This window comes from Pseudomonas sp. DW-iso3 (assembly GCF_058725305.1).
Genome location: NZ_JBZXDZ010000010.1, coordinates 231,717 through 255,276 on the forward strand (window position 1 = coordinate 231,717; position 23,560 = coordinate 255,276).

At 59.9% G+C, this 23,560-nt stretch carries 24 protein-coding genes; 15 read left to right on the plus strand and 9 right to left on the minus strand.

Features of this window, described 5'->3' with window-relative positions:
- Nucleotides 1-144: 144 nt before the first annotated feature.
- The 4 genes from AC4PS7_RS26785 to AC4PS7_RS26800 form a co-directional block, all read right to left on the minus strand.
- The gene (locus AC4PS7_RS26785) at nt 145-333 is read right to left on the minus strand and encodes a hypothetical protein (RefSeq protein ID WP_042571246.1); all 189 of its coding nucleotides are present in this window, start codon (nt 331-333) and stop codon (nt 145-147) included.
- 142 nt (nt 334-475) lie between these two features.
- Entirely contained in the window at nt 476-1,072 is a 597-nt protein-coding gene (locus AC4PS7_RS26790; RefSeq protein WP_003175739.1) for a superoxide dismutase, read from the minus strand.
- 178 nt (nt 1,073-1,250) lie between these two features.
- Nucleotides 1,251-1,850, minus strand: a complete 600-nt coding sequence (locus AC4PS7_RS26795; RefSeq protein WP_038453713.1) for a LysE/ArgO family amino acid transporter — start codon at nt 1,848-1,850, stop codon at nt 1,251-1,253.
- Nucleotides 1,851-1,855: 5 nt separating this feature from the next.
- Nucleotides 1,856-2,257, minus strand: a complete 402-nt coding sequence (locus tag AC4PS7_RS26800; RefSeq protein WP_010208178.1) for an ACT domain-containing protein — start codon at nt 2,255-2,257, stop codon at nt 1,856-1,858.
- 98 nt (nt 2,258-2,355) lie between these two features.
- On the opposite strand from AC4PS7_RS26800, the gene AC4PS7_RS26805 reads away from it, so the two are divergent.
- From AC4PS7_RS26805 to AC4PS7_RS26850, 10 genes are all read left to right on the plus strand, one after another.
- Nucleotides 2,356-3,249: a LysR family transcriptional regulator ArgP gene (locus tag AC4PS7_RS26805; RefSeq protein ID WP_137206243.1), complete on the plus strand. Its 894-nt coding sequence runs from the start codon at nt 2,356-2,358 to the stop codon at nt 3,247-3,249.
- A 52-nt stretch (nt 3,250-3,301) separates the two neighbouring features.
- Nucleotides 3,302-4,300: an NAD-dependent epimerase/dehydratase family protein gene (locus AC4PS7_RS26810; protein ID WP_010208180.1), complete on the plus strand. Its 999-nt coding sequence runs from the start codon at nt 3,302-3,304 to the stop codon at nt 4,298-4,300.
- Between the two features lie 114 nt (nt 4,301-4,414).
- Nucleotides 4,415-5,260, plus strand: a complete 846-nt coding sequence (locus AC4PS7_RS26815) for an ATPase (protein ID WP_154846694.1) — start codon at nt 4,415-4,417, stop codon at nt 5,258-5,260.
- A 115-nt stretch (nt 5,261-5,375) separates the two neighbouring features.
- Entirely contained in the window at nt 5,376-6,635 is a 1,260-nt protein-coding gene (locus AC4PS7_RS26820; RefSeq protein WP_198581132.1) for a D-mannose isomerase, read from the plus strand.
- Nucleotides 6,636-6,739: 104 nt separating this feature from the next.
- Nucleotides 6,740-8,026, plus strand: coding sequence for an ABC transporter substrate-binding protein (locus tag AC4PS7_RS26825; RefSeq protein ID WP_010208183.1), 1,287 nt, complete (start codon nt 6,740-6,742; stop codon nt 8,024-8,026).
- A 180-nt stretch (nt 8,027-8,206) separates the two neighbouring features.
- A complete protein-coding gene (locus AC4PS7_RS26830; protein WP_010208185.1) occupies nt 8,207-9,115 on the plus strand; it encodes a carbohydrate ABC transporter permease in 909 nt (302 codons plus the stop codon).
- Nucleotides 9,108-9,953 (plus strand): carbohydrate ABC transporter permease, encoded by an 846-nt coding sequence (locus tag AC4PS7_RS26835; RefSeq protein WP_010208187.1) that lies wholly within the window; start codon nt 9,108-9,110, stop codon nt 9,951-9,953. The genes AC4PS7_RS26830 and AC4PS7_RS26835 overlap by 8 nt, the downstream gene beginning before the upstream one ends.
- 2 nt (nt 9,954-9,955) lie before the next feature.
- Nucleotides 9,956-11,116 carry an ABC transporter ATP-binding protein gene (locus AC4PS7_RS26840; protein ID WP_010208189.1) on the plus strand — a complete coding sequence of 387 codons (1,161 nt, stop codon included), beginning with the start codon at nt 9,956-9,958 and terminating at the stop codon, nt 11,114-11,116.
- Nucleotides 11,117-11,201: 85 nt separating this feature from the next.
- A complete protein-coding gene (locus AC4PS7_RS26845) occupies nt 11,202-12,548 on the plus strand; it encodes a carbohydrate porin (protein ID WP_042571248.1) in 1,347 nt (448 codons plus the stop codon).
- Nucleotides 12,549-12,650: 102 nt separating this feature from the next.
- Complete coding sequence (locus tag AC4PS7_RS26850) at nt 12,651-13,496, plus strand: D-hexose-6-phosphate mutarotase (protein WP_042571249.1); 846 nt, start codon at nt 12,651-12,653, stop codon at nt 13,494-13,496.
- Nucleotides 13,497-13,638: 142 nt separating this feature from the next.
- Here AC4PS7_RS26850 and AC4PS7_RS26855 read toward each other — a convergent pair whose 3' ends face one another.
- Nucleotides 13,639-14,499: a MurR/RpiR family transcriptional regulator gene (locus tag AC4PS7_RS26855; protein ID WP_169898656.1), complete on the minus strand. Its 861-nt coding sequence runs from the start codon at nt 14,497-14,499 to the stop codon at nt 13,639-13,641.
- Nucleotides 14,500-14,718: 219 nt separating this feature from the next.
- On the opposite strand from AC4PS7_RS26855, the gene zwf reads away from it, so the two are divergent.
- The 3 genes from zwf to AC4PS7_RS26870 are packed head-to-tail and all read left to right on the plus strand — an operon-like array spanning nt 14,719 to nt 17,568.
- Nucleotides 14,719-16,185, plus strand: a complete 1,467-nt coding sequence (gene zwf, locus AC4PS7_RS26860) for a glucose-6-phosphate dehydrogenase (RefSeq protein WP_010208198.1) — start codon at nt 14,719-14,721, stop codon at nt 16,183-16,185.
- The gene (gene pgl / locus AC4PS7_RS26865; RefSeq protein WP_010208199.1) at nt 16,172-16,885 is read left to right on the plus strand and encodes a 6-phosphogluconolactonase; all 714 of its coding nucleotides are present in this window, start codon (nt 16,172-16,174) and stop codon (nt 16,883-16,885) included. Before zwf ends, pgl begins: the two co-directional genes overlap by 14 nt.
- A gap of 17 nt (nt 16,886-16,902) precedes the next feature.
- Nucleotides 16,903-17,568, plus strand: coding sequence for a bifunctional 4-hydroxy-2-oxoglutarate aldolase/2-dehydro-3-deoxy-phosphogluconate aldolase (locus AC4PS7_RS26870; RefSeq protein ID WP_010208200.1), 666 nt, complete (start codon nt 16,903-16,905; stop codon nt 17,566-17,568).
- Between the two features lie 93 nt (nt 17,569-17,661).
- On the opposite strand, the gene AC4PS7_RS26875 is transcribed toward AC4PS7_RS26870, so the two are convergent.
- Both AC4PS7_RS26875 and AC4PS7_RS26880 read right to left on the minus strand, forming a co-directional pair.
- Complete coding sequence (locus AC4PS7_RS26875) at nt 17,662-18,837, minus strand: aminotransferase class V-fold PLP-dependent enzyme (RefSeq protein WP_010208202.1); 1,176 nt, start codon at nt 18,835-18,837, stop codon at nt 17,662-17,664.
- Between the two features lie 12 nt (nt 18,838-18,849).
- A complete protein-coding gene (locus AC4PS7_RS26880; RefSeq protein ID WP_010208204.1) occupies nt 18,850-19,086 on the minus strand; it encodes a DUF3820 family protein in 237 nt (78 codons plus the stop codon).
- 205 nt (nt 19,087-19,291) lie between these two features.
- Between AC4PS7_RS26880 and AC4PS7_RS26885 the strand changes: the two genes are divergently transcribed.
- Nucleotides 19,292-19,759, plus strand: a complete 468-nt coding sequence (locus tag AC4PS7_RS26885) for a ferritin-like domain-containing protein (RefSeq protein ID WP_010208206.1) — start codon at nt 19,292-19,294, stop codon at nt 19,757-19,759.
- A gap of 55 nt (nt 19,760-19,814) precedes the next feature.
- Here AC4PS7_RS26885 and AC4PS7_RS26890 read toward each other — a convergent pair whose 3' ends face one another.
- Nucleotides 19,815-20,285: a MaoC family dehydratase gene (locus AC4PS7_RS26890; RefSeq protein WP_010208208.1), complete on the minus strand. Its 471-nt coding sequence runs from the start codon at nt 20,283-20,285 to the stop codon at nt 19,815-19,817.
- A gap of 57 nt (nt 20,286-20,342) precedes the next feature.
- Nucleotides 20,343-21,287 (minus strand): alpha/beta hydrolase, encoded by a 945-nt coding sequence (locus tag AC4PS7_RS26895; protein ID WP_044287762.1) that lies wholly within the window; start codon nt 21,285-21,287, stop codon nt 20,343-20,345.
- A 210-nt stretch (nt 21,288-21,497) separates the two neighbouring features.
- On the opposite strand from AC4PS7_RS26895, the gene fadD2 reads away from it, so the two are divergent.
- Nucleotides 21,498-23,186 carry a long-chain-fatty-acid--CoA ligase FadD2 gene (gene fadD2 / locus AC4PS7_RS26900; RefSeq protein ID WP_010208210.1) on the plus strand — a complete coding sequence of 563 codons (1,689 nt, stop codon included), beginning with the start codon at nt 21,498-21,500 and terminating at the stop codon, nt 23,184-23,186.
- The last annotated feature ends 374 nt before the right edge of the window (nt 23,187-23,560 follow it).

Here is a 23,560-nt window from a genome sequence, read left to right on the forward strand (position 1 = left end):
GGGCAGTCAAAGGAACATTGGGGCCGCAGACGACTTGATGCTGGATACGCAGAAAAAACCAGAATAAACGGCGGATGTGCTCCGCCGTCCGGGGACTCGACTTACCTGCGGTCAGGCCAATGCCCTCCCAGGTCGTGAGCGGGGTCACTGATAGTCGGAAATTTCGATCTTAGGCGGCGCCGACGGCATCATGTCTTCACCTGGCTTGCTTGGCGCACTGGCACCGCCGCCTTCGCCACCGCCACCGCCACCCGCGCCACCGGCGAGGCCTTTCATCAGCCCGCTGATGAGTTGCATCGCCATCTGTCCGCCTGCTTTTCCGATTTCTTCCATCATTGATTCTCCAGCAGAGTATGAAAGGGTTATTCCTCTCACCGAGTGGGTGGCAAATTCCCTTCTGCGGGTTCCACCATTCCGTGCCGAACGCCCACGAAAAAGCCCGGCAATGCCGGGCTTTTTCTACTGCAAGCGTTGCTTAGGCAGTGAAGGTCTTGCCTTCGAACTGCTCAGCCACGAACTTCCAGTTGACCAGGTTCCAGAACGCTTCCACATACTTTGGACGCACGTTGCGGTAGTCGATGTAGTAGGCATGTTCCCAGACGTCGCAGGTCAGCAGCGGGGTGTCGCCGTTGGTCAGCGGGTTGCCGGCGCCGATGGTGCTGGCCAGGGCCAGGGAACCGTCAGCCTTTTTCACCAGCCAGCCCCAACCGGAACCGAAGGTGCCGACGGACGTCTTGGTGAACTCTTCCTTGAACTTGTCGAACGAACCGAACGCAGCGTTGATGGCTTCAGCCAGCGCGCCGGTCGGTTGACCACCGGCGTTTGGCGCCAGGCAGTTCCAGTAGAAAGTGTGGTTCCAGACCTGAGCGGCGTTGTTGAAGATGCCGCCCGAAGAGGACTTGACGATCTCTTCCAGGGTCTTGCCTTCGAACTCGGTGCCTGGCACCAGGTTGTTCAGGTTCACGACGTAGGTGTTGTGGTGCTTGTCGTGGTGATACTCCAAGGTTTCCTTGGAGATGTGCGGCTGCAGGGCATCGTGTGCGTAGGGCAGCGGCGGCAATTCGAAAGCCATGATGATTCTCCTAATCAGGTCAGTTGCGGTGAGCGCAAGGCCGATCACGGGCGGCCAAACAAGCGCCGGGGAGTTTGTACTCTTTGCGGCGCAGGGTCCGGATCATAGCACCGGGGGTGCGGCAAAACCACGCAACAACTGTGTGGGATAGAGGTTCCAGAGCGTTTTGGAATATTCCTCAGGCGCTGATCAACTGATAGGCCACGCTGAACATCATCACAGCCACCAACAGGTCCAGCAGACGCCACGTGGCGGGGCGTGCGAGCCAAGGTGCCAGCCATGCTGCCCCGAGTGCCAGGGTGGTGAACCACAGGAATGACGCGCTGGCGGCACCGGCCACGTAGGCACCGGGCTCGGTCTGTTGGGCACCGAGTGAGCCGATCAGCAGCACGGTGTCCAGGTACACGTGGGGGTTGAGCAAGGTCACGGCCAGCGCACTCAGCAACACTGCGCGCAGTGAGCGCACCTTGAGCGTGTCGCCCTGGTCCAGGCTCTGTTTCGAACACGCCCGACGCAGCGCGCAGGCACCGTACCAGATCAGAAACGCTGCGCCGCCCCAGCGCGCTACCGCCAGCAGTACCGGGCTTTGCGCCAGCACCGTGGCCAGGCCGAACACCCCCGCGGCCACCAGCAGGGCGTCACACACCACGCACAGCGCAGCCACTGGCAAGTGATGTTCACGACGCAGGCTCTGCGCCAGTACAAAGGCATTCTGGGTGCCGATGGCCATGATCAGGCCCAGCGCCACCAGCAAACCATTCAAATAACTTTGCCACATAGGATTTACTCCGCGTCTACTGCCAGTTGCCGCAATACCTGCATGGCCTGTTCTGCGTCGGCACGCCCGACGAACAGGTGGTCGTGGTAATAGCCGGCAATCACGTTGCAACTGATGCCGGCCTTGCCCAACGCACTGGCGAAGGCGGCGGTGAGGCCCACGGCTTCCAGGGCCGAATGCACGTTCAAGGTGATCCACGCGGCGACGTAGTCAAACACCAGGCCGGCCTGTTCCGCTTGCTGGCGTTCGAGGATCAGGGTCAGGCCTTCCTGCTCGTGAAAGCTGCCGATCACCTCACACCCTGGAGGAATACGGTGGTCAGGCACGCTGCAGAACACATAGTCGCCGTCGTTGAGCTGGGGGCTCATGCTGCGCAGCAGGGTTGCCAGGGCGGTTTCGCCAGCCATGTGAGGTTCCTTATAAAGAGAGAAGCGATGCTGGCTATTCTCCTGACACAGCCTGTATAAGAAAAACAAATATTGCTGATCGCTCATTAGAGAAACTGATGTTCGACTATAAATTGCTCTCTGCCCTGGCGGCAGTGGTGGAACAGGCGGGCTTCGAGCGCGCCGCCCAGGTCCTGGGATTGTCGCAATCGGCAATCTCACAGCGCATCAAGTTGTTGGAGGCGCGTGTTGGCCAGCCGGTACTGGTGCGGGCCACACCGCCGACGCCCACCGATATCGGCCGTCGCCTGCTCAACCATGTGCAGCAGGTGCGCCTGCTGGAGCGGGACCTGCAAAGCCAGGTGCCGGCACTGGACGAGGAAGGCATGCCCGAAAGGCTGCGCATCGCATTGAATGCTGACAGCCTCGCCACGTGGTGGGCCGAGGCCGTCAGTGGGTTTTGCGCCGAACAGCATCTGCTGCTGGATCTGGTGGTGGAAGACCAGACCGTTGGCCTCAAACGCATGCGGGCCGGGGAGGTGGCGGCCTGTATCTGTGCCAGCGAGCGGCCAGTGGCGGGCGCGCGCAGCCTGTTGTTGGGCGCCATGCGTTATCGCGCGCTGGCCAGTCCGGCGTTTATCGCCCGGCACTTTCCCCAGGGCGTACGCGCGGACCAACTGGCGCGCACTCCTGCCTTGGTATTTGGGCCGGATGATTTTCTGCAGCACCGCTACCTGGCATCCCTCGGCGTGGACGGCGGTTTCGAGCATCATTTATGCCCATCGTCGGAAGGCTTTATCCGCCTGACGGAAGCCGGGCTGGGCTGGGGGCTGGTGCCGGAATTACAGGTTCGCGACCAACTGGAAAAGGGCATATTGGTCGAATTGTTGCCAGATAAGCCCATCGATGTGCCGTTGTACTGGCATCATTGGCGCAGTGGTGGGCAACTGTTGAGTCTGTTGACCGATCATCTGGCCCAGGCATGTGGTCAATGGTTGGTGCCGTTGGAGTGATGGCGCGCGTCAAGGCAACAGCGATGAAAAACGAAAGAACATGGGGTAATACATGAAGATTCTGGTCACCGGCGCAAGCGGCTTCATTGGCGGGCGCTTTGCGCGTTTCGCCCTGGAGCAGGGCCTGGACGTGCGGGTCAACGGGCGACGTGCCGAAGGTGTGGAGCACTTGGTCAGGCGCGGCGCCGAGTTTATCCAGGGTGATCTGAATGACGCCGACCTGGTGCGTGACCTGTGCCGTGACGTCGAAGCCGTGGTGCATTGCGCTGGCGCCGTGGGCTTGTGGGGCAAGTATCAGGACTTTCACCAAGGCAACGTGCTGGTGACCGAGAACGTCGTCGAAGCCTGTCTCAAACAGCATGTCGGGCGTTTGGTGCATCTGTCGTCACCATCCATCTACTTTGACGGCCGCGATCATCTGGGCCTGACCGAAGAACAAGTGCCCAAGCGCTTCAAGCACCCCTATGCCGCCACCAAGTACCTGGCCGAGCAGAAGGTGTTCGGTGCCCAGGAGTTCGGCCTCGAAGTGATTGCACTGCGCCCGCGCTTCGTCACGGGCGCGGGTGACATGAGCATCTTCCCGCGCCTGCTGAAAATGCAGCGCAAGAACCGCCTGGCCATTGTCGGTGACGGCCTGAACAAGGTGGACTTCACCAGCGTGCACAACCTCAACGAAGCGCTGCTCAGCAGTTTGCTCGCGCCGGGCTCGGCATTGGGCAGGGCCTACAACATCAGTAACGGTGCGCCGGTACCGGTGTGGGATGTGGTCAACTATGTGATGCGTCAAATGGAACTGCCTCAGGTGACGCGTTACCGGTCCTATGGCTTGTCCTACAGCGTGGCGGCGCTCAACGAAGCGTTTTGCGCGATGTGGCCAGGGCGTCCGGAACCGTCGCTGTCGCGGCTGGGTATGCAAGTGATGAACAAAGATTTCACCCTCGATATCAGCCGTGCCAGGCATTATCTGGACTACGAGCCCAAAGTCAGCCTGTGGACCGCCCTCGACGAGTTCTGCAGTTGGTGGAAAGCCCAGGATCCGGGGTTCAAGTAAGCACACAAGCGGCAACACTTCGGGAACCGAATCTGGCGTTCCGGGTCGATCAGTGCGCCGGGAGCGCGGTTTATACTCCCGTCGCTCGCCACTTCACCGATTCAGGGTTGATACATGCGTAACGATGCTAAAGACGACTTCGACAACGTTCCCAGCCTGCGGGCCGATCTCGGGGATGACGATGATTTCGAACCGACCCCGGCCACCTCGGTGCGGTCGCGCAACACCAAGGTCGTCAAGGTCAAGAGCGCCAGCACCGGGCCACTGTGGGCCTTGATCGGCGCACTGCTGATCGCCTTTGCGGGCCTGGCCTGGTGGAGCTTCCAGCAGATCTCCTTGATGGGGCAGCAGTTGGTGGCCACCCAGGAAAGCTTTGCGCGCATCAGCGAAGAAGCGGCGGGGCGCCTACAGGATATTTCCGGCAAGGTCGTGGCCAGTGAAGCGAGCGTCAACAATGGCAGCGAAGCGCTGAAACTGCAGATCAAGCAGTTGGAAAGCCAGTTGCTGGAGCAGGGCAAGCAGCAGGTCGGCGTGGCCGGGCAAGCCACCGAACTGGATAAGCGCCTGGCGCAAATGACGGCGAGCACCACTGAGCTGTCCAACGCCAACAGCAAACTGCAAGGCCAGGTCCAGGCCTTGACCGACGCCGTGGCGACGCTCAAGGCGGCACAAGGTGACGCTTCCAGGCGCGATAATGAAATCAAGGAACTCACTGCTGACGTGGCCGCTTTGAAAAAGCAGGGCAACCCGAGCGCTGCTATCGCGCGCATCGAGCAGGACCTTGTGGTCCTCAAGAGCGCCCAGGACAACTCGCCGTCCAACAACGATGCGCCCACCAATAAAGAGTTCGACGTGTTCCGTATCCAGACCACGCGCAATATCACCACCCTGCAAAGCCAGGTGCAGAACCTGAACCAGCAACTCAACGCGCCGGCGAAGGTCACCCCGTTAGGGCAATAAGGCTGTCGACGGAAATGTCACCACTTGGTGACATTTCCCTTCCCCTTCGTTACATGCCGCCGCCGCGCCCTTGTTTAGACTCCGGTCATCCCACAAAAAACAATAAGGGCCACCCATGATCACGCAACCACTGCCTGCCAGCAGTTGGCTGAACGCGCCTGCCCATTACGTTTGGCTTGCAGCCGAGGGCCAGCGCCTGCTGGCGTTCGCCAAAGCGTCTCGACTGCCCGATGGCTTTGGCAACCTGGACGACAAAGGCCAATTGCCGGCCGATGCCCACGCCGAAACCATGAACACCGCCCGCATGACCCACAGCTTTGCCATGGCCCACGCCTTGGGTTTGCCAGGGTATGCCGAGTTGGTGGCGCACGGTGTTGCAGCCCTCAGCGGCGCGCTGCGTGACAGTGAACACGGTGGCTGGTTCGCCGCGCCCCACGCCCTCGATGGCAACCATGGCAAGGCTGCCTATCTGCATGCCTTCGTCGCCCTGGCCGCCAGCTCGGCGGTAGTAGCAGGCGCCCCCGGTGCACCCACCCTGTTGAACGACGCCATCCATATCATCGACCAGTTTTTCTGGAGCGAAGAGGAGGGCGTGATGCTCGAATCCTTTGCCCAGGACTGGAGCGGGGTCGAAGCCTATCGCGGCGCCAACAGCAACATGCACGCCACCGAAGCCTTTCTCGCCCTGGCCGATGTCACGGGCGATACGCGCTGGCTGGACCGCGCGTTGCGCATTGTCGAGCGTGTGATTCATACCCACGCTGCCGGCAACCAGTTCATGGTGATCGAACATTTCGACACACACTGGCACCCCTTGCTCGGCTACAACGAAGACAACCCCGCCGACGGCTTCCGCCCCTACGGCATTACCCCCGGCCACGGTTTCGAGTGGGCGCGGCTGGTGTTGCACCTTGAAGCCGCGCGCCTGCAAGCCGGGCTCGTCACACCCGAATGGCTGGTGGCCGACGCCAAGGGGTTGTTCGCCAGCGCCTGCGAATACGCCTGGTCCGTGGATGGCGCCCCCGGCATTGTTTACACCCTCGACTGGAACCACCGCCCGGTGGTGCGCGAACGCCTGCACTGGACCCATGCCGAGGCCAGCGCGGCGGCCCAGGCCTTGCTCAAGCGCACGGGCGAGTTGCACTACGAAACCTGGTACCGGCGTTTCTGGGAATTTTGCGAGACCCACTTTATCGACCGTCTCCACGGCAGCTGGCACCACGAGCTCAGCCCGCACAACCAACCCAGCAGCAACATCTGGGGTGGCAAGCCAGACCTGTACCATGCCTGGCAAGCGGTATTGCTGCCTGCGCTGCCGCTGGCGCCAAGCATGGCCAGTGCCATCGGAACGGGGCGCTATGTCACCAACTGGTGACATTTGTGCATCCCTTTGTTACCTGCGCCTTAAAAAACCCTGTTTAAACTCCGTGCAGCGCAAGCCTAAGACTTGCATGCATAACAACAAGAAAAGGTACTCAGATGAACGCGATTAATCGCCTCGCCGTCGCTATTTCCATTGCCTCGTTGTTTCCCCTCAGTGCATTTGCCGCCGACTCCAAAGGGACGGTTGAAGTTGTGCATTGGTGGACCTCGGGCGGTGAGAAGGCGGCCGTGGATGTCCTGAAGGCCCAAGTCGAGAAAGATGGTTTCGTCTGGAAAGACGGCGCCGTCGCAGGTGGCGGGGGCGCCACTGCCATGACCGTGCTGAAAAGCCGCGCGGTCGCCGGTAACCCGCCAGGTGTTGCCCAGATCAAAGGCCCCGACATCCAGGAATGGGCGTCCACCGGCCTGCTCGACACCGACGTGCTCAAAGACGTCGCCAAAGAAGAGAAGTGGGACTCTCTGCTCGACAAGAAAGTCTCCGATACCGTGAAGTACGAAGGTGACTACGTCGCTGTGCCGGTCAACATCCACCGCGTGAACTGGCTGTGGATCAACCCGGAAGTCTTCAAGAAAGCCGGTATCACCAAAAACCCGACCACCCTCCAAGAATTCTACGCAGCCGGCGACAAGCTCAAGGCCGCGGGTTTCATTCCGCTCGCCCACGGTGGCCAGCCTTGGCAGGACAGCACCGTATTCGAAGCGGTCGTTCTGTCGGTGATGGGGGCCGATGGCTACAAGAAAGCTCTGGTCGACCTGGATAACGGCGCGCTGACCGGTCCGGAAATGGTCAAGGCGCTGACCGAACTGAAGAAAGTCGCAACCTATATGGACGTCGACGGTAAAGGTCAGGACTGGAACCTCGAAGCGGGCAAAGTCATCAACGGCAAGGCCGGCATGCAGATCATGGGTGACTGGGCCAAGTCCGAGTGGACCGCCGCCAAGAAAGTCGCCGGCAAGGACTACGAGTGCGTAGCGTTCCCGGGCACCGACAAAGCGTTCACCTACAACATCGACTCCCTGGCGGTGTTCAAGCAGAAAGACAAAGGCACGGCTGCTGGCCAGCAGGACATTGCCAAAGTCGTACTGGGTGAAAACTTCCAGAAAGTGTTCAGCATCAACAAGGGGTCGATCCCTGTTCGCAACGACATGCTGAACAAAATGGATTCCTACGGCTTCGACTCCTGCGCCCAGACCGCTGCCAAGGACTTCCTGGCAGACGCCAAGACCGGTGGCCTGCAGCCAAGCATGGCGCACAACATGGCCACTACCCTGGCGGTGCAAGGTGCGTTCTTTGATGTCGTGACCAACTACATCAACGACCCGAAAGCCGACCCGGCCGACACCGCCAAGAAGTTGGGCGCTGCGATCAAGTCTGCCAAGTAAGGCCTGGTAGCGGTTTTTTGTAGGTGCTGGGCGTGTGTGGGAGCGGGCTTGCTCGCGAAGGCATCACCGCGGTGTAACAGCTACACCGCGTCGCCTGCTTCGCGAGCAAGCCTGCTCCCACATAAAGCCAGCGTCACAAGGTTTATTGGCTGGTCCTTTTTCCCTGTATTGGATTTCCCCATGAGTTCTGTTGCTGTGTTCAGCAAAGCCTCGCCGTTCGATGCACTGCAGCGCTGGCTACCCAAACTGGTGCTGGCGCCCAGCATGTTCATCGTGCTGGTGGGCTTCTATGGCTACATCCTGTGGACGTTTGTGCTGTCGTTCACCAATTCCACGTTCCTGCCAACCTACAAATGGGCGGGGCTTGCACAATACGCGCGCTTGTTCGACAACGACCGCTGGTGGGTGGCGAGCAAGAACCTGGCAGTCTTTGGCGGGATGTTTATCGGCATCACCCTGGTCATCGGCGTGACCCTGGCGATCTTCCTCGACCAGAAAATCCGCCGCGAAGGCTTCATCCGCACCATTTACCTGTACCCGATGGCGCTCTCGATGATCGTCACGGGTACGGCCTGGAAATGGCTGCTCAACCCAGGCATGGGCCTGGACAAACTCCTGCGTGACTGGGGCTGGGAAGGCTTCCGTCTCGACTGGCTGATCGACCCGGACCGCGTGGTCTATTGCCTGGTGATCGCTGCCGTCTGGCAAGCCTCGGGTTTCATCATGGCGATGTTCCTCGCCGGCCTTCGCGGTGTGGACCAATCCATCGTGCGCGCCGCGCAGATCGACGGCGCGAGCATGCCGCGCATCTATTGGAGCGTGGTGCTGCCAAGCCTGCGCCCGGTGTTCTTCAGTGCGGTGATGATCCTGGCGCACATTGCGATCAAGAGCTTCGACCTGGTGGCGGCGATGACCGCTGGCGGCCCGGGCTACTCGTCCGACTTGCCGGCGATGTTCATGTACTCGTTCACCTTCAGCCGTGGCCAGATGGGCATGGGCTCGGCCAGTGCAATCCTGATGCTCGGTGCGATCCTCGCGATCATCGTGCCTTACCTCTACTCCGAGCTGAGGACCAAACGAAATGACTAGTCTCGCCTCCAAACCTGCTATCAGCCTGAGCCGCATCGCGATCTACGCGGTGCTGATCCTCGCCGTGCTGCTGTACCTGGTGCCGCTGGTGGTGATGCTGCTCACCAGCTTCAAGACCCCGGAAGACATCAGCAGCGGCAACCTGCTGAGCTGGCCGACCGTGGTCACCGGTATTGGCTGGGTCAAGGCCTGGGCCACCGTGGATGGCTACTTCTGGAACTCGATCAAAATCACCGTTCCCGCCGTACTGATCTCCACCGCCATCGGTGCGTTGAACGGGTATGTGCTGTCGTTCTGGCGCTTCAAAGGCTCGCAGCTGTTCTTCGGCCTGCTGTTGTTCGGCTGCTTCCTGCCGTTCCAGACCGTGCTGCTGCCGGCCTCGTTCACCCTGGGCAAGATGGGCCTGGCCAGCACCACCACCGGCCTGGTGTTTGTGCACGTGGTCTACGGCCTGGCGTTCACTACGCTGTTCTTCCGTAACTACTACGTGAGCATTCCGGATGCACTGATCAAGGCCGCGCGCCTGGACGGTGCGGGCTTCTTCACCATCTTCCGTCAGATCATTCTGCCGATGTCGACACCGATCATCATGGTCTGCCTGATCTGGCAGTTCACCCAGATCTGGAACGACTTCCTGTTCGGCGTGGTGTTCTCCAGTGGTGACTCCCAGCCCATCACCGTGGCGCTGAATAACCTGGTCAACACCAGCACCGGGGCCAAGGAATATAACGTGGATATGGCGGCGGCGATGATCGCCGGGCTGCCGACCCTGCTGGTCTATGTGATCGCAGGCAAGTATTTCGTGCGCGGCCTCACAGCCGGCGCGGTCAAGGGGTAATCATGGCTACGCTTGAACTTCGCAATGTAAACAAGACCTATGGCGCCGGCCTGCCCGACACCTTGAAGAACATCGAACTGTCGATCAAGGAAGGCGAATTCCTGATCCTGGTCGGCCCTTCGGGGTGCGGCAAGTCCACGCTGATGAACTGCATCGCCGGCCTTGAGACCATCACCGGCGGCGCGATCATGATCGGCGACCAGGACGTGAGCGGCATGAGCCCCAAGGATCGCGACATCGCCATGGTGTTCCAGTCCTACGCGCTGTACCCGACCATGAGCGTGCGCGAGAACATCGAGTTCGGCCTCAAGATCCGCAAGATGCCCCAGGCCGATATCGACGCCGAAGTGGCGCGCGTGGCCAAGCTGCTGCAGATCGAACACCTGCTCAACCGCAAGCCGGGCCAGCTGTCCGGCGGCCAGCAACAGCGCGTAGCCATGGGCCGTGCCTTGGCGCGTCGGCCGAAGATCTACCTGTTCGACGAACCGCTGTCGAACCTTGACGCCAAGCTGCGCGTCGAGATGCGTACCGAAATGAAACTGATGCACCAGCGCCTCAAGACCACCACGGTCTATGTGACCCACGACCAGATCGAAGCGATGACCCTGGGCGACAAGGTCGCGGTGATGAAGGACGGCATCATCCAGCAGTTCGGCACGCCGAAAGAGATCTACAACAACCCGGCCAACCAGTTCGTGGCGAGCTTTATCGGTTCGCCGCCAATGAACTTCGTGCCGCTGCGCCTGCAACGCAAGGACGGTCGCCTGGTGGCCCTGCTCGACAGCGGCCAGGCCCGTTGCGAACTGGCGCTGAACACCACGGAAGCCGGCCTGGAAGACCGCGACGTGATCCTGGGCTTGCGCCCGGAGCAGATCATGTTGGCGGCAGGCGAGGGCGACAGTGCGTCGAGCATTCGTGCCGAAGTGCAGGTCACCGAGCCGACCGGTCCGGACACCCTGGTGTTCGTGCAACTCAATGACACCAAAGTCTGCTGCCGCCTGGCACCCGACGTGGCACCGCAGGTGGGCGAGACCCTGACCCTGCAATTCGATCCTTCCAAGGTACTGCTGTTCGACGCCAACACGGGCGAGCGGTTGGGCACTGCTTCTTCATTGCCCGCACAGGGGCATGCCGACAATGTGGCCCAATTCAAAGGCCGTTGAAGCAGATAAGTTGTTGTTTTAGATAAAAAATGTAAACCACGTTAGATAAAAACAGTTTAATAACAATAAAGACGAGGATGTAGGGATGAAAAAGCAACACAACAACACTCGGCTGATCTGCCAACTGTCAGCTGCAGCAGCCCTAGTATTGTCCGCCAATGCGATGGCAGACGATGCATTCAGCTCCAGTTCCAAGTGGATGACGGGCGATTGGGGTGGCGAGCGTACCAAGCTGATCGAGCAAGGTATCGACATCAAGGCCGACTACGTTGGGGAGATGGGCTACAACGCCAAAGGTGGTTACAACGACGACAAGACCGGTCGCTACTCTGACCAGTTCGGTCTCGGTGTGGCACTGGACCTGCAAAAGCTGTGGGGCTGGGATAACACCCAGGCCAAGATCCAGTTGACCAACCGTAATGGCCAGAACATCTCCAACGACCGCATTGGCGACCCGCGTGCCGGCACGCTGAGTTCGTCCATGGAAGTGTACGGCCGTGGCCACATGGTGCGTTTGACCCAGTTCTGGATCCAGCACCAGATGTTCGACAACAAGTTGGACGTGAAGCTCGGTTACTTCGGTGAAGGCGAAGACTTCAACACCTTCCCGTGCGACTTCCAGAACCTGTCGTTCTGCGGCTCGCAAGTGGGTAACTACGTCAACACCTGGTACAACTGGCCCGTCAGCCAGGCCGCGATCCGCGTGAAGTACAACATCACGCCTGAGCTGTATGCGCAAATTGGTGCGTACAACCAGAACCCTTCGCAACTGGAGCACGGTAACGGCTTCAAACTCAGCGGCAGCGGCACCAAGGGCACTGTGATTCCGGTGGAATTGGTCTGGTCGCCGAAGGTCAACAACCTGCCGGGCGAGTACCGTGTGGGTTACTACAAGAGCGCGGCCGATGCACCGGACGTGCGTGAAGACGTCAACGGCAACGATGCGGTCATCACCCGTGCAGACTTCCGTACCCGCAGCAGCAAGAAAGGTTACTGGTTCGTTGCCCAACAGCAACTCACCACGCATAACGGCGATGCTTCGCGCGGCCTGAACATCGCGGCCAACGCCACCTTCCACGACAAGGAAACCAACCTGGTCGACAACTACCAGTCGTTGATGCTGGTGTACAAAGGCCCATTCGACGCGCGTCCAAAAGACGACATCGGTATTGGTGTGGCTCGTCTGCACGTGAATGATGACGTGAAGAAAAACGCCGAGCTGCTCAACGCCGCCAATGGTGTGAACGACTACGACAACCCGCTGTACACGCCGATTCGCGAGACCGAGTACAACGTCGAACTCAACTACGGCATCAAGGTGACCAACTGGCTGACCGTGCGTCCTAACCTGCAATACGTCGTCCAGCCTGGCGGCGTGGATAAAGTCGACAACGCGTTGGTGGCGGGCCTGAAAATTCAGTCTACGTTCTAACGCTGTTGCGATAAGCTCCTTCTCTCTGTGCGCATTTTGCGGGTAGCCATGGCTACCCGCTTTTTTTGGGGCGCATTGTGATGATATTCAGGACCGTGGCACATGCACGAGCAACCGCTGCAACGCTTTTTCAAATCCCTGCGCGAGCGCCCGGTGTTCGCCTGGGAGCGCTTCCAGATGCGTGATGTGTTGGTGATCGACCATCCGCTGTGCCAGGCGGTGTTCAGTCGTCAGGGCGCGCAGCTGTTGCACTTCCAGCCCCGTGGCCAGAAACCCTGGCTGTGGTGCGCAGCCAAATGGCCGCAAGTCGGCGCCATCCGAGGTGGCGTGCCGGTGTGCTGGCCATGGTATGGCCGCCATCCGAGCGAAAATGCCTGGCCTTCCCATGGGTGGGCGCGGCTGATCGACTGGAAGCTGCTCGACAGCAGTACAGACGACGATGGCGTACATCTGCACTGGCAATTACAGCTTTGCGACTGGCAGGTCGACCTGCACGCGCATTTGGGCGAAGCCCTGGAACTGCGCCTGAGCACCGAGCATCAAGACGAGCTGCCGTGCCAATTGAGCCACGCTTTGCATGCTTACTGGCGTATTGGTCACGTCGATGAGATAGCGCTGTCTGGGCTCGACGGTGCGCAAGGTTACGACCAGCTCAATCGCCAGGTTTGCCAGCAGGAAGGCGAACTGCGGGTGGAGGGCGGCTGCCAGCGGGTGTTCCAGCACGAGGGCGAATTGCAGCTCAAGGACCACGCTTGGCAGCGCGAACTGTGCATCGACACCGGCGACAGCGCCGACACCGTCGTATGGCATCCCGGCAGCCGGCCGCTGTTGGGGGTGAGCTTTAACGAGGCGTCGGGATTTGTGTGCGTAGAGTCGGCGATGGCCGGGGCCAGCTTGGCGCCGGGGGAGAGGGCGCATCTGAGTTTGCAGGCCAGGGCAGGGGTTTAGCGGTGTGACTGCGGGCCTCATCGGGGGCAAGCCCCCTCCCACTTGGGTGCTGTGTGGTGCCTACAAGCTATTAGCACTGAAGATCAAGTGTGGGAGGGGGCTTGCCCCCGATGAGGCCAATAAAGCCAACATAAATGCTGACTCAGTTGAACTCATCCCCCACCGGATACCGGCTGTCATTCAAACTCTCTTTGATCTTGCGCAGATGCGGCTGGAAATCCACGCCACGGCGCAAGGTCATGCCAGTCGCCAGCACATCCAGCACCGTCAACTGAATGATCCGTGAGGTCATCGGCATATAGATGTCGGTGTCTTCGGGCAGCGGGATATTCAGGCTGACGGTACTGGCCTTGGCCAGCGGCGAGTTCTCGGCGGTTACGCCCAGCACCGATGCACCGTTTTCCCGGGCGATACGCGCCACTTCCACCAGTTCGCGGGTGCGCCCGGTGTAGGAAATGATCACGAACAGCTCGCCCGTGTGGGCCACCGAGGCGATCATGCGTTGCATCAGCACGTCGGCGTGGGCGGTCACTGCCAGGTTGAAGCGGAAAAACTTGTGCAGCGCATCCATGGCCACCGGTGCCGAAGCACCCAGGCCGAAGAAGTGGATCTGTCGCGCCTGGATCAACAGATCCACGGCCTTGCTGATCAAGGCAGGGTCCAGGGCCTGGCAGGCGGCGTCCAGCGAGGCGATGGCGCTGCCAAAGATCTTCTGGGTGTAGGCCTCGGGGTTATCATCTGCCTCCACGGCGCGGCTGACGTACGCGGCGCCACTGGCCAGGCTTTGCGCCAACTGCAATTTAAGTTCAGGGTAACCGCTGACGCCGAACGAACGGCAGAAACGGTTGACCGTCGGTTCACTGACCGAAGCGGCTTGGGCGAGGGCTGCGATGGAGAAGCGGGTCGCCTGCTGCGGGTTGAGCAGGATGACCTCGGCAACTTTTTTCTCAGCCTTGTTCAATTCTTCGAGGCGGTTCCGGATCTGTTCCAGAAGATTTCGCACGCGGTCCATTCAGTGTTTCCTTCGGGCGACGATGCAAATAAAGGGTGGCAACCAATCGACGAGTGGCCTTTTGCGGTGGCCTATCCTACTGAGGGTAGCTGAACACCACCACTCGGAATGCGTATTTCGGGAAAATGTTGTGGTTATTACTACATTTTTCCTTGAGTGATGCCTTGAAAAAAGGTATTTGTAGCTTAACTTGATAAAAGAACAAACATCATGCCTTCGATAACCGTAGAACCCTGCACCTTTGCCCTGTTTGGCGCCTTGGGTGATCTGGCGCTGCGCAAGTTATTTCCTGCCCTCTATCAACTCGATGGCGCCACGCTCCTGCACGACGACACGCGCATCCTGGCCTTGGCCCGTGAAGCCGGTTCCGAGCAACAGCACCTGGCGCACATTGAACAAGAACTGCGTAAATACGTCGGCAAGGAGCTGGATGAAACCGTCGCCCAGCGGTTCCTGGCGCGCCTGACCTATGTTCACGTCGACTTCATGAAAGCCGATGACTACGTGGCCCTGGCGGACATCGCTGGCACCGAACAACGCTTGATCGCTTACTTCGCCACCCCGGCGGCGGTGTATGGCGCGATCTGCGAGAACCTGTCCAAGGTCGGCCTGGCGGAAAACACCCGCGTGGTGTTGGAAAAGCCCATCGGTTCGGACCTGGAGTCCTCGCGCAAGGTCAACGACGCCGTGGCGCAGTTTTTCCCGGAAAACCGCACCTACCGCATCGACCACTACTTGGGCAAAGAGACGGTACAAAACCTGATCGCCCTGCGTTTCGCCAACAGCCTGTTCGAAACCCAGTGGAACCAGAACTACATCTCCCACGTGGAAATCACCGTGGCCGAGCAGGTCGGTATCGAAGGCCGTTGGGGCTATTTCGACAAGGCCGGTCAGCTGCGGGACATGATCCAGAACCACCTGCTGCAACTGCTTTGCCTGATTGCCATGGACCCGCCGGCCGACTTGTCCGCCGACAGCATCCGCGACGAGAAGGTCAAGGTGCTCAAGGCCTTGGCGCCGATCAGCCCGGATGGCCTGACCACCCAAGTCGTCCGCGGCCAGTACATCGCTGGCTACAGCGCCGGCAAGCCGGTGCCGGGTTACCTGGAAGAAGAGAATTCCAACACCCAGAGCGACACCGAGACGTTCGTCGCCTTGCGTGCCGATATCCGCAACTGGCGTTGGGCCGGGGTGCCGTTTTACCTGCGTACCGGCAAGCGCATGCCGCAAAAGCTGTCGCAGATCGTCATCCACTTCAAGGAACCGTCCCACTACATCTTCGCCCCGGAGCAGCGCCTGCAGATCAGTAACAAGCTGATCATCCGCCTGCAACCGGACGAAGGTATTTCCTTGCGCGTGATGACCAAGGAGCAGGGCCTGGACAAGGGCATGCAACTGCGCAGCGGCCCGCTGCAACTGAATTTTTCCGACACCTACCGCAGCGCCCGTATTCCGGATGCCTACGAGCGGTTGTTGCTGGAAGTGATGCGCGGCAATCAGAACCTGTTTGTTCGCAAAGATGAAATCGAAGCCGCGTGGAAGTGGTGTGACCAGTTGATCGCCGGGTGGAAGAAGTCCGGTGATGCGCCCAAGCCGTACGCGGCGGGGTCCTGGGGGCCGATGAGCTCGATTGCACTGATCACGCGGGATGGGAGGTCTTGGTATGGCGATATCTGAATTGAAACTGCCGCAGGGCGTAACGCCCCACGAGTACCGCACACCGGCACTGTTGGCGGAAGGTTTGGCCAATGATGTGGCCGAGCAACTGCGCACGGCCGTCAGTGCCCGCGGCGAGGCGACCCTGGTGGTGTCCGGTGGCCGCAGCCCCGTGGCCTTCTTCCAGCATCTGGCCAAGCAGGCGTTGGACTGGTCCAAGGTCACCATCACCCTGGCCGACGAGCGCTGGGTGCCGGTGGAGCACGCCGACAGCAATGCTGGCTTGCTCAAGCAGCATTTGCTGCAAGGCCCGGCGGCCAAGGCCAAGTTCTTGAGCCTCTATAGCGCCGCGGCCAATCTTGAAGAAGCTGCCGAGCAGGCCGATCGCCTGCTGGGCGAGTTGCCAGCCATCGATGTGCTGGTGCTGGGCATGGGTGACGACGGTCACACCGCGTCGCTGTTCCCAAACAGCCCGAACCTCGCCGAAGCGCTGAAGGCCGACGGTACCCGCCGTTGCTGGCCGATGCTGGCGCCGACCGTGCCGCATCAGCGCCTGACCATGAGTCGCGCGTTGCTGGCGACGGCTAATTACACCGTGCTGTCGATCTCCGGCAGTTCGAAATTGACCACCTTGAGCGCCGCGCTGGCCAGTGACGACGTCTCTGCCATGCCGATTCGCGCGTTTCTGCAACCTACATTAGAGATTTACTGGTGCCCATGAGCCAAGGATCAGCCGCTATGAAAAGCCCTCAACCGACCGTGTCCATGGCGGATAAAGTTGCCCTGATCGACAGCCTCTGCGCCAAGGCGCGGATCCTGCCGGTGATCACCATCGCCCGCGAGCAGGACATCCTGCCGCTGGCCGATGCCCTGGCAGCCGGTGGTTTGACCGCATTGGAAGTGACCCTGCGTTCCGAGTTCGGCCTCAAGGCCATTCAGGTACTGCGTGAACAACGCCCTGAACTGTGCACCGGTGCTGGCACCGTGCTCGATCGTCACATGCTCGAAGCCGCCGAAGTGGCGGGTTCGCAATTCATCGTCACTCCAGGCATCACCCGTGACCTGCTGGAAGCCTCGGTACACAGCCCGATCCCCCTGCTGCCGGGCATCAGCAATGCCTCGGGCATCATGGAAGGTTATGGCCTGGGCTATCGCCGCTTCAAACTGTTCCCGGCCGAAGTCAGCGGCGGCGTTGCTGCAATCAAGGCTCTGGGCGGCCCGTTCGGCGAAGTGAAATTCTGCCCGACCGGCGGCGTCGGTCCGGCCAACATCAAACACTACATGGCGTTGAAAAACGTGATGTGCGTGGGCGGTAGCTGGATGCTGGACCCTGAATGGGTCAAGAACGGCGACTGGGCCCGCATCCAGGAAGTCACCGCCGAGGCGCTGGCGCTGCTGGATTGATCTGCTTTTACTGAATCGTTGTTGCTGTGCTTAACGGCATTTTTGCGGTGCACTTGGTCGGTGTACCGCTTTTTTTTGCCTGTAGAAAAGTGCCTATGCGGCGCTCAATTCGGTGATGGCTTTGACCAGCACGGCCATCTCGGTTGCCGAAGTCACCAACCCCGGTGTCACCCGAATACAGGTGCCAAATGACGCTCCCTCACGGGTGGTGGTGAACAGGTTGTAGTCCTTGAGCAAACGATCCGTCATCACCTGCTGATCCCGGCCAATGAACTTGAATGCTGTAATCCCGCCATACAGCCGTGGGTCATCTGGCGTCAGCACCTCGATCCCCGGCAATCTCCGCACTTGGCTTACCCACACGTCCCGCAAGTAGTTCACCCGTGCGCCCTTGGCCGCCGCGCCACCCAATTGCTGGTGTTCTTCCAGTACCAGCGGCAAGGTCATCAGGGCCGGAAAGTTCGGCGTGCTGTAGGGCGTACGTGCGCGAACGTCGGTGGCGGGGTAGTGACATTCGCCCATGTCCGGATCAATGTCTGCCAGACGTTCCGGGGCGATGTACAAAAAGCCCAGGGTCAGTGGGGCGCCGATCCACTTGTGCAGGTTGAAGCCAGCAAACTGGATACCCAACTCGGCGAGGTTGAATTCGATCTGGCCCAGGGCATGGGCGCCGTCGAGGATTACATCGATACCCTGCTTGCGCGCAGCCTGGGCAATCGCTGCCACGGGCATGATCAGGCCGGTGCGGTGGGTCACGTGGGTCAGCGCCATCAGCTTCAAGCGCGGGTACTGCATGAACGCATCGCGATACGTCTGCACCAGGCTGTCGAAACTCGCCGGGTGGGTGTGGGACAGTTCGATGACTTCCACGCCGCGATAGCCCGCCAGCCAGCGCATGGCACCTTTCACCGTGTCGTATTCCAGGTCGCTGATCAGCACCTGATCGCCCGGTTGCAGGCGGTTGTAGTTGCGGATCAGGGATTGCAGGGCTTCGGTGGCGTTGCGGGTGAAGGCCACCGCTGCCGGGTCGGCGTCGATCAGCCCGGCCAGTTGGCGGCGGATCGCGTCGTTTTCGACTCGCTCGAATTGCTGGCGTACATGCAGCGAGTTGCTGCGGTTGATAAACGCAACGTGTTCCAGGTATTGCGTCTGAACCGCTTGGCTCATGCGGCCGAAGTAACCGTTCTCCAGGTTGATCGGGCCGGGTTCCAGCGCATAGCGCTGGGCGATGGTGTGCCAGTGACGCTCGTTGTCTGCATTCCGTGGCATAGGCTGGGCTCTTTAATGACGAGGGGCGGGTTTGCCGTGTTTGGCGCGTAGCGGTTCAAGTAATTCAGACAACCCGTTGCTGTCGATTTCCTGCATCAACGCCAGCAACCCGCCCAGCTCGCCGTGGGGGAAACCTTCGCGGGCAAACCAGTTCAGGTAGGGGCCAGGCAGGTCGGCGATGATCCGCCCCTTGTATTTGCCGAAGGGCATTTCGCGGGTGATCAGCAATTCGAGTTTTTCGGGATTCATGGAGGCTCAGGTGTGTGTATCGAGACCTTGGAAAATACAGGCATTCTGCATGAAGGCCAAATGACAGATCATGCAAATAGCGTAGATACAGATGGTTCAATTTATCGTAACTAATTGAAATATAAGGATAATCATATTTTTGAAAACCTGGCACGGGCGCTGCAACCATTAAGACAACCTTCTAACCCGTACAAGGAATTGAAAAATGACTGACATCAATAAAGAATCGATCTCCGTACTGAACGACCTGATCGAGACCAGCATCGACGGCCAAAAGGGTTTCAAGGAGTGCGCTGAAGACATCAAGCACCCAGAACTCAAAGCCTTGTTTGCCAAGCGTTCCGCCGACTGCGCCACTGCCGCCGCTGAACTGAAAACCGCCGTACGTGCCCTGGGCGGCGATCCGGAAGATTCCGGCAGCGTTGCCGGCGCACTGCACCGCGGTTGGGTCGACGTCAAGTCGATGCTCACCGGCAAGGATGAAGAGGCTGTGCTGAACGAAGCCGAGCGCGGTGAAGACCACGCCCTGAAGGCTTACAAAGAAGCGATCGAGAAGATCAACAAGCACAACCTGCTGGGCATTCGTGATCTGGTTGAGCGTCAGTACCACGGCGTACAACGCAACCACGACCAGGTGAAAGCCCTGCGTAACCAGGCTCGCGCTCAGTCTTGAGGCGTCGCTGAATAGAAAAAGCCCCGCAGATGCGGGGCTTTTTTATGCGCGACGATCAGCCGATGCTGATCGGTGGCAACTCGGTCAAGGTCACGACCTGCTGCTTACGCGGTGCAAGGATCTCCGCCTCGCCGTCCACCACCAACTCATCACGCTGGTTGAACACGCGGGTGGCGATACGCACACGGAATTTCGGCAGCTTTTCGAGAATTTCCAGGCGCACGGTCAGGGTGTCGCCAATTTTCACCGGCTTCTGGAAGCTCATCTGCTGGCCGATATAGATGGTGCCCGGTCCAGGCAACTCGCAGGCAACGGCCGCGCTGATCAGGGCGCCGCTGAACATGCCATGGGCGATACGCTCCTTGAACATGGTCGCCTTGGCGTACTCGGCATCCAGGTGCACCGGGTTGTGGTCACCGGACATCGCGGCGAACAGCTGGATATCGCGCTCTTCCACCAATTTGCTGTAGCTGGCGGTCTGGCCGACTTCGAGGGCTTCGTACGGGGTGTTGGTTACCTGGGTCATCTAAAGGTGCATCCTGTGGCTAATCGGTAATTTAAAATATTGATTCTAAACGATAAATTATTCGCAGCGAGCCGGCCTGCGCAGTGTCAGCGCCTGGTCGATCCACGCCAGTACATCTGCCGTGACAGTGTCGCGATTGGTTTCGTTGAACACTTCATGACGCGCTTGCGGGTAGATAGTCAGTTGCAGGTGCTGGCAACCGGCTTCGCGCAAGGCGTTGGCCAGACTGTTGAGACGCTTGCCCTCACTCACCGGATCACATTCGCCGCCCATCACCAGGATCGGCAGGCCCGGATCGATCTGCGCGAGATTGGACGCTTTGCTGATTTGCTGCAAGCCGCCGAGCAGGTCGATCCATAGTTGATTGGTGCAGCGGAACCCGCACAGTGGGTCGTTGATGTACTTGTCCACCTCACTCGGATCACGGCTGAGCCAGTCGAACGCGGTGCGATTGGGTTTGAAGGCTTTGTTGAATGATCCAAACGACAGGAATTCGATCAGCGCACTGCGCCCGCGCAGCCCCTGGCGCAAGCGCTCGAGCCGCGCAATTACCCTAGCGGCGCGGTACAGCGCCACCGGCTGGAAATTCGAACCGCTGAGAATCGCCCCATTCAGACTGGCACTGTGGTGCAGCAGGTAGGCCTGGGCGATATAGCTGCCCATGCTGTGGCCCAGCAGAATGATCGGCAACCCCGGCTGTTGCTGGCCGATATGCTGGTTGAGGCTGGCCAGGTCGCCCACCACCTTGTTCCAGCCGTCCGTCTCGGCGTACAGGCCCAAGGTGCCTTCATCGGCGGTACGACCATGGCCGCGCTGGTCCAGCGCATAAAGGCCGTAGCCGGCACCGCACAGGGCCTCGGCCAGGCGTGCATAGCGCCCACTGTGTTCGGCCATGCCGTGGGACAGCATCACCACGGCCTTGGCTGGGCCCTCGGGCATCCAATGATTGACGTACAGGCGGCTGCGGTCATTCGCGGTCAGCCAGAAGGTGCTGTGGTTCATGGCGCTTCCTTTGCTCAGGGTCGTTGCAGTGTATAGCTCATCTATTGACGGGCGGCGTATCTGCCTGCGCATCAGAGGCAAGATTCATACAATCAATGACACGGTTTGGCGTATTTGCCTGTTTAGCCATAACTGCTAACGTCCCCAAAGCTCCGCTTTTTATAGCTGTAGGAAAGCGGCCGGACACACTCAGGTAAGAGGACAAGAATAATGCAACCTGATTTCTGGAATGACAAACGCGCAGCGGGCGTTCCCAATGACATCGACCTGTCGGCCTACAAGTCGGTGATCGAGGTCTTCGAGCGTTCCTGCAAGGCTTTTGCCGACCGTCCGGCATTCAGCAACATGGGCATCACCCTGACTTACGCCGAGCTTGAGCGCCAGAGTGCAGCGTTCGCCGGTTACCTGCAGCAGCACACCGACCTCAAGCCGGGCGATCGCATTGCGGTGCAGATGCCCAACGTACTGCATTACCCGATTGCCGTATTCGGCGCTTTGCGCGCCGGGCTGATTGTGGTCAACACCAACCCGCTGTACACCCCGCGCGAGATGCGTCACCAGTTCAAGGACGCCGGCGTGCGTGCGCTGGTCTACCTCAACCTGTTCGGCTCGCGCGTGCAGGAGGTGTGCAGCGATACCGAGATCGACTACTTGATCGAAGCCAGGATGGGCGACTTCATGCCCACCGCCAAGGGCTGGCTGGTCAACACCCTGGTCGACAAGGTCAAGAAGATGGTTCCGGCCTACAGCCTGCCGCGTGCAGTGGCGTTCAAGCGCGCCCTGCACATGGGCGCGGGCCTGGGCGTGACGCGCCATCCGGTGACCCTGGACGATATCGCCGTGCTGCAATACACCGGCGGCACCACCGGCCTGGCCAAGGGCGCGATGCTCACCCACGGCAACCTGGTGGCGAACATGCAACAGGTGCGCGCCTGCATGTCCCAGACCGGAGATGACGGTCACCCGCTGATCAAGGAAGGGCAGGAGGTGATGATCGCGCCGCTGCCGCTGTACCATATCTATGCCTTCACGGCGAATTGCATGTGCATGATGGTCTCGGGCAACCACAACGTGCTGATCACCAACCCGAGGGACATCGGCGGCTTTATCAAGGAGCTGAAAAAGTGGCGCTTCACCGGGTTGCTGGGGCTTAACACGCTGTTCGTGGCGTTGATGGACCATCCGGACTTCAAATCCCTGGATTTCTCCCACCTCAAGCTCACCAACTCCGGCGGCACCGCGTTGATCAAGGCGACCGCCGAGCGCTGGCAGCAGATCACCGGTTGTGCCATCGGCGAGGGTTATGGCCTGACGGAAACGTCACCGGTGGCCAGCACCAACCCCTACGGCAACAAATCCCGCCTGGGCACCGTGGGCATCCCCGTGCCGGCCACGGCCATGAAGGTGATCGATGATCATGGCGTCGAGTTGCCATTGGGCGAACGCGGCGAGTTGTGTATCAAGGGCCCGCAGGTGATGAAAGGCTACTGGCAGCAACCCGAGGCCACTGCCGAAGCGCTGGACGCGGAAGGCTGGCTCAAGACCGGTGATATCGCCGTCATCGATGAGGAGGGTTTTGTAAGCATCGTTGACCGCAAGAAAGACCTGATCATCGTGTCGGGCTTCAACGTGTACCCCAACGAGATCGAAGATGTGGTGATGGCGCATCCTGCCGTGGCCAACTGCGCGGTAATCGGCGTGCCGGACGAGCGCACAGGGGAGGCGGTGAAGCTGTTTGTGGTCGCGCGTGCCGAAGGGGTGAGCCTTGAGGAGTTGAAGGCTTACTGCAAGACCAACTTCACGGGGTACAAGGTGCCCAAGCATATTGTGTTGCGTGACTCGTTGCCGATGACACCGGTGGGCAAGATTTTGCGCAGGGAGCTGCGCGACATCGCCTGACCATGAATTGAAATGCAATCAAACGGTGGGAGGGGGCTTGCCCCCGATAGCGGTAGATCAGTCGATATATTCAGTGACTGAAATGCCGCCATCGGGGCCAAACCCCCTCCCACTTTGTTTTTAATTGGGCTGAAAACCCTATTCCAGAGCCTTTTACTCGGAGATTTTAGCTACGCTAAAAGTGTGACCAATTATTGTAGGACAGTCGTGTTTATGACCGTAGGGCTCCCTTTTGGCTCTAGGCGGCCCCAGGCAAAGCTGCTACTCTCGGCGCGCTTTGTGACGTCTCGGCCTGCTTGAAAGCGCCAGATTCACCAAAAAACATACACCAATAATAATCGCATCAAATGCGATGATGAATTCGCGTCGCTGAC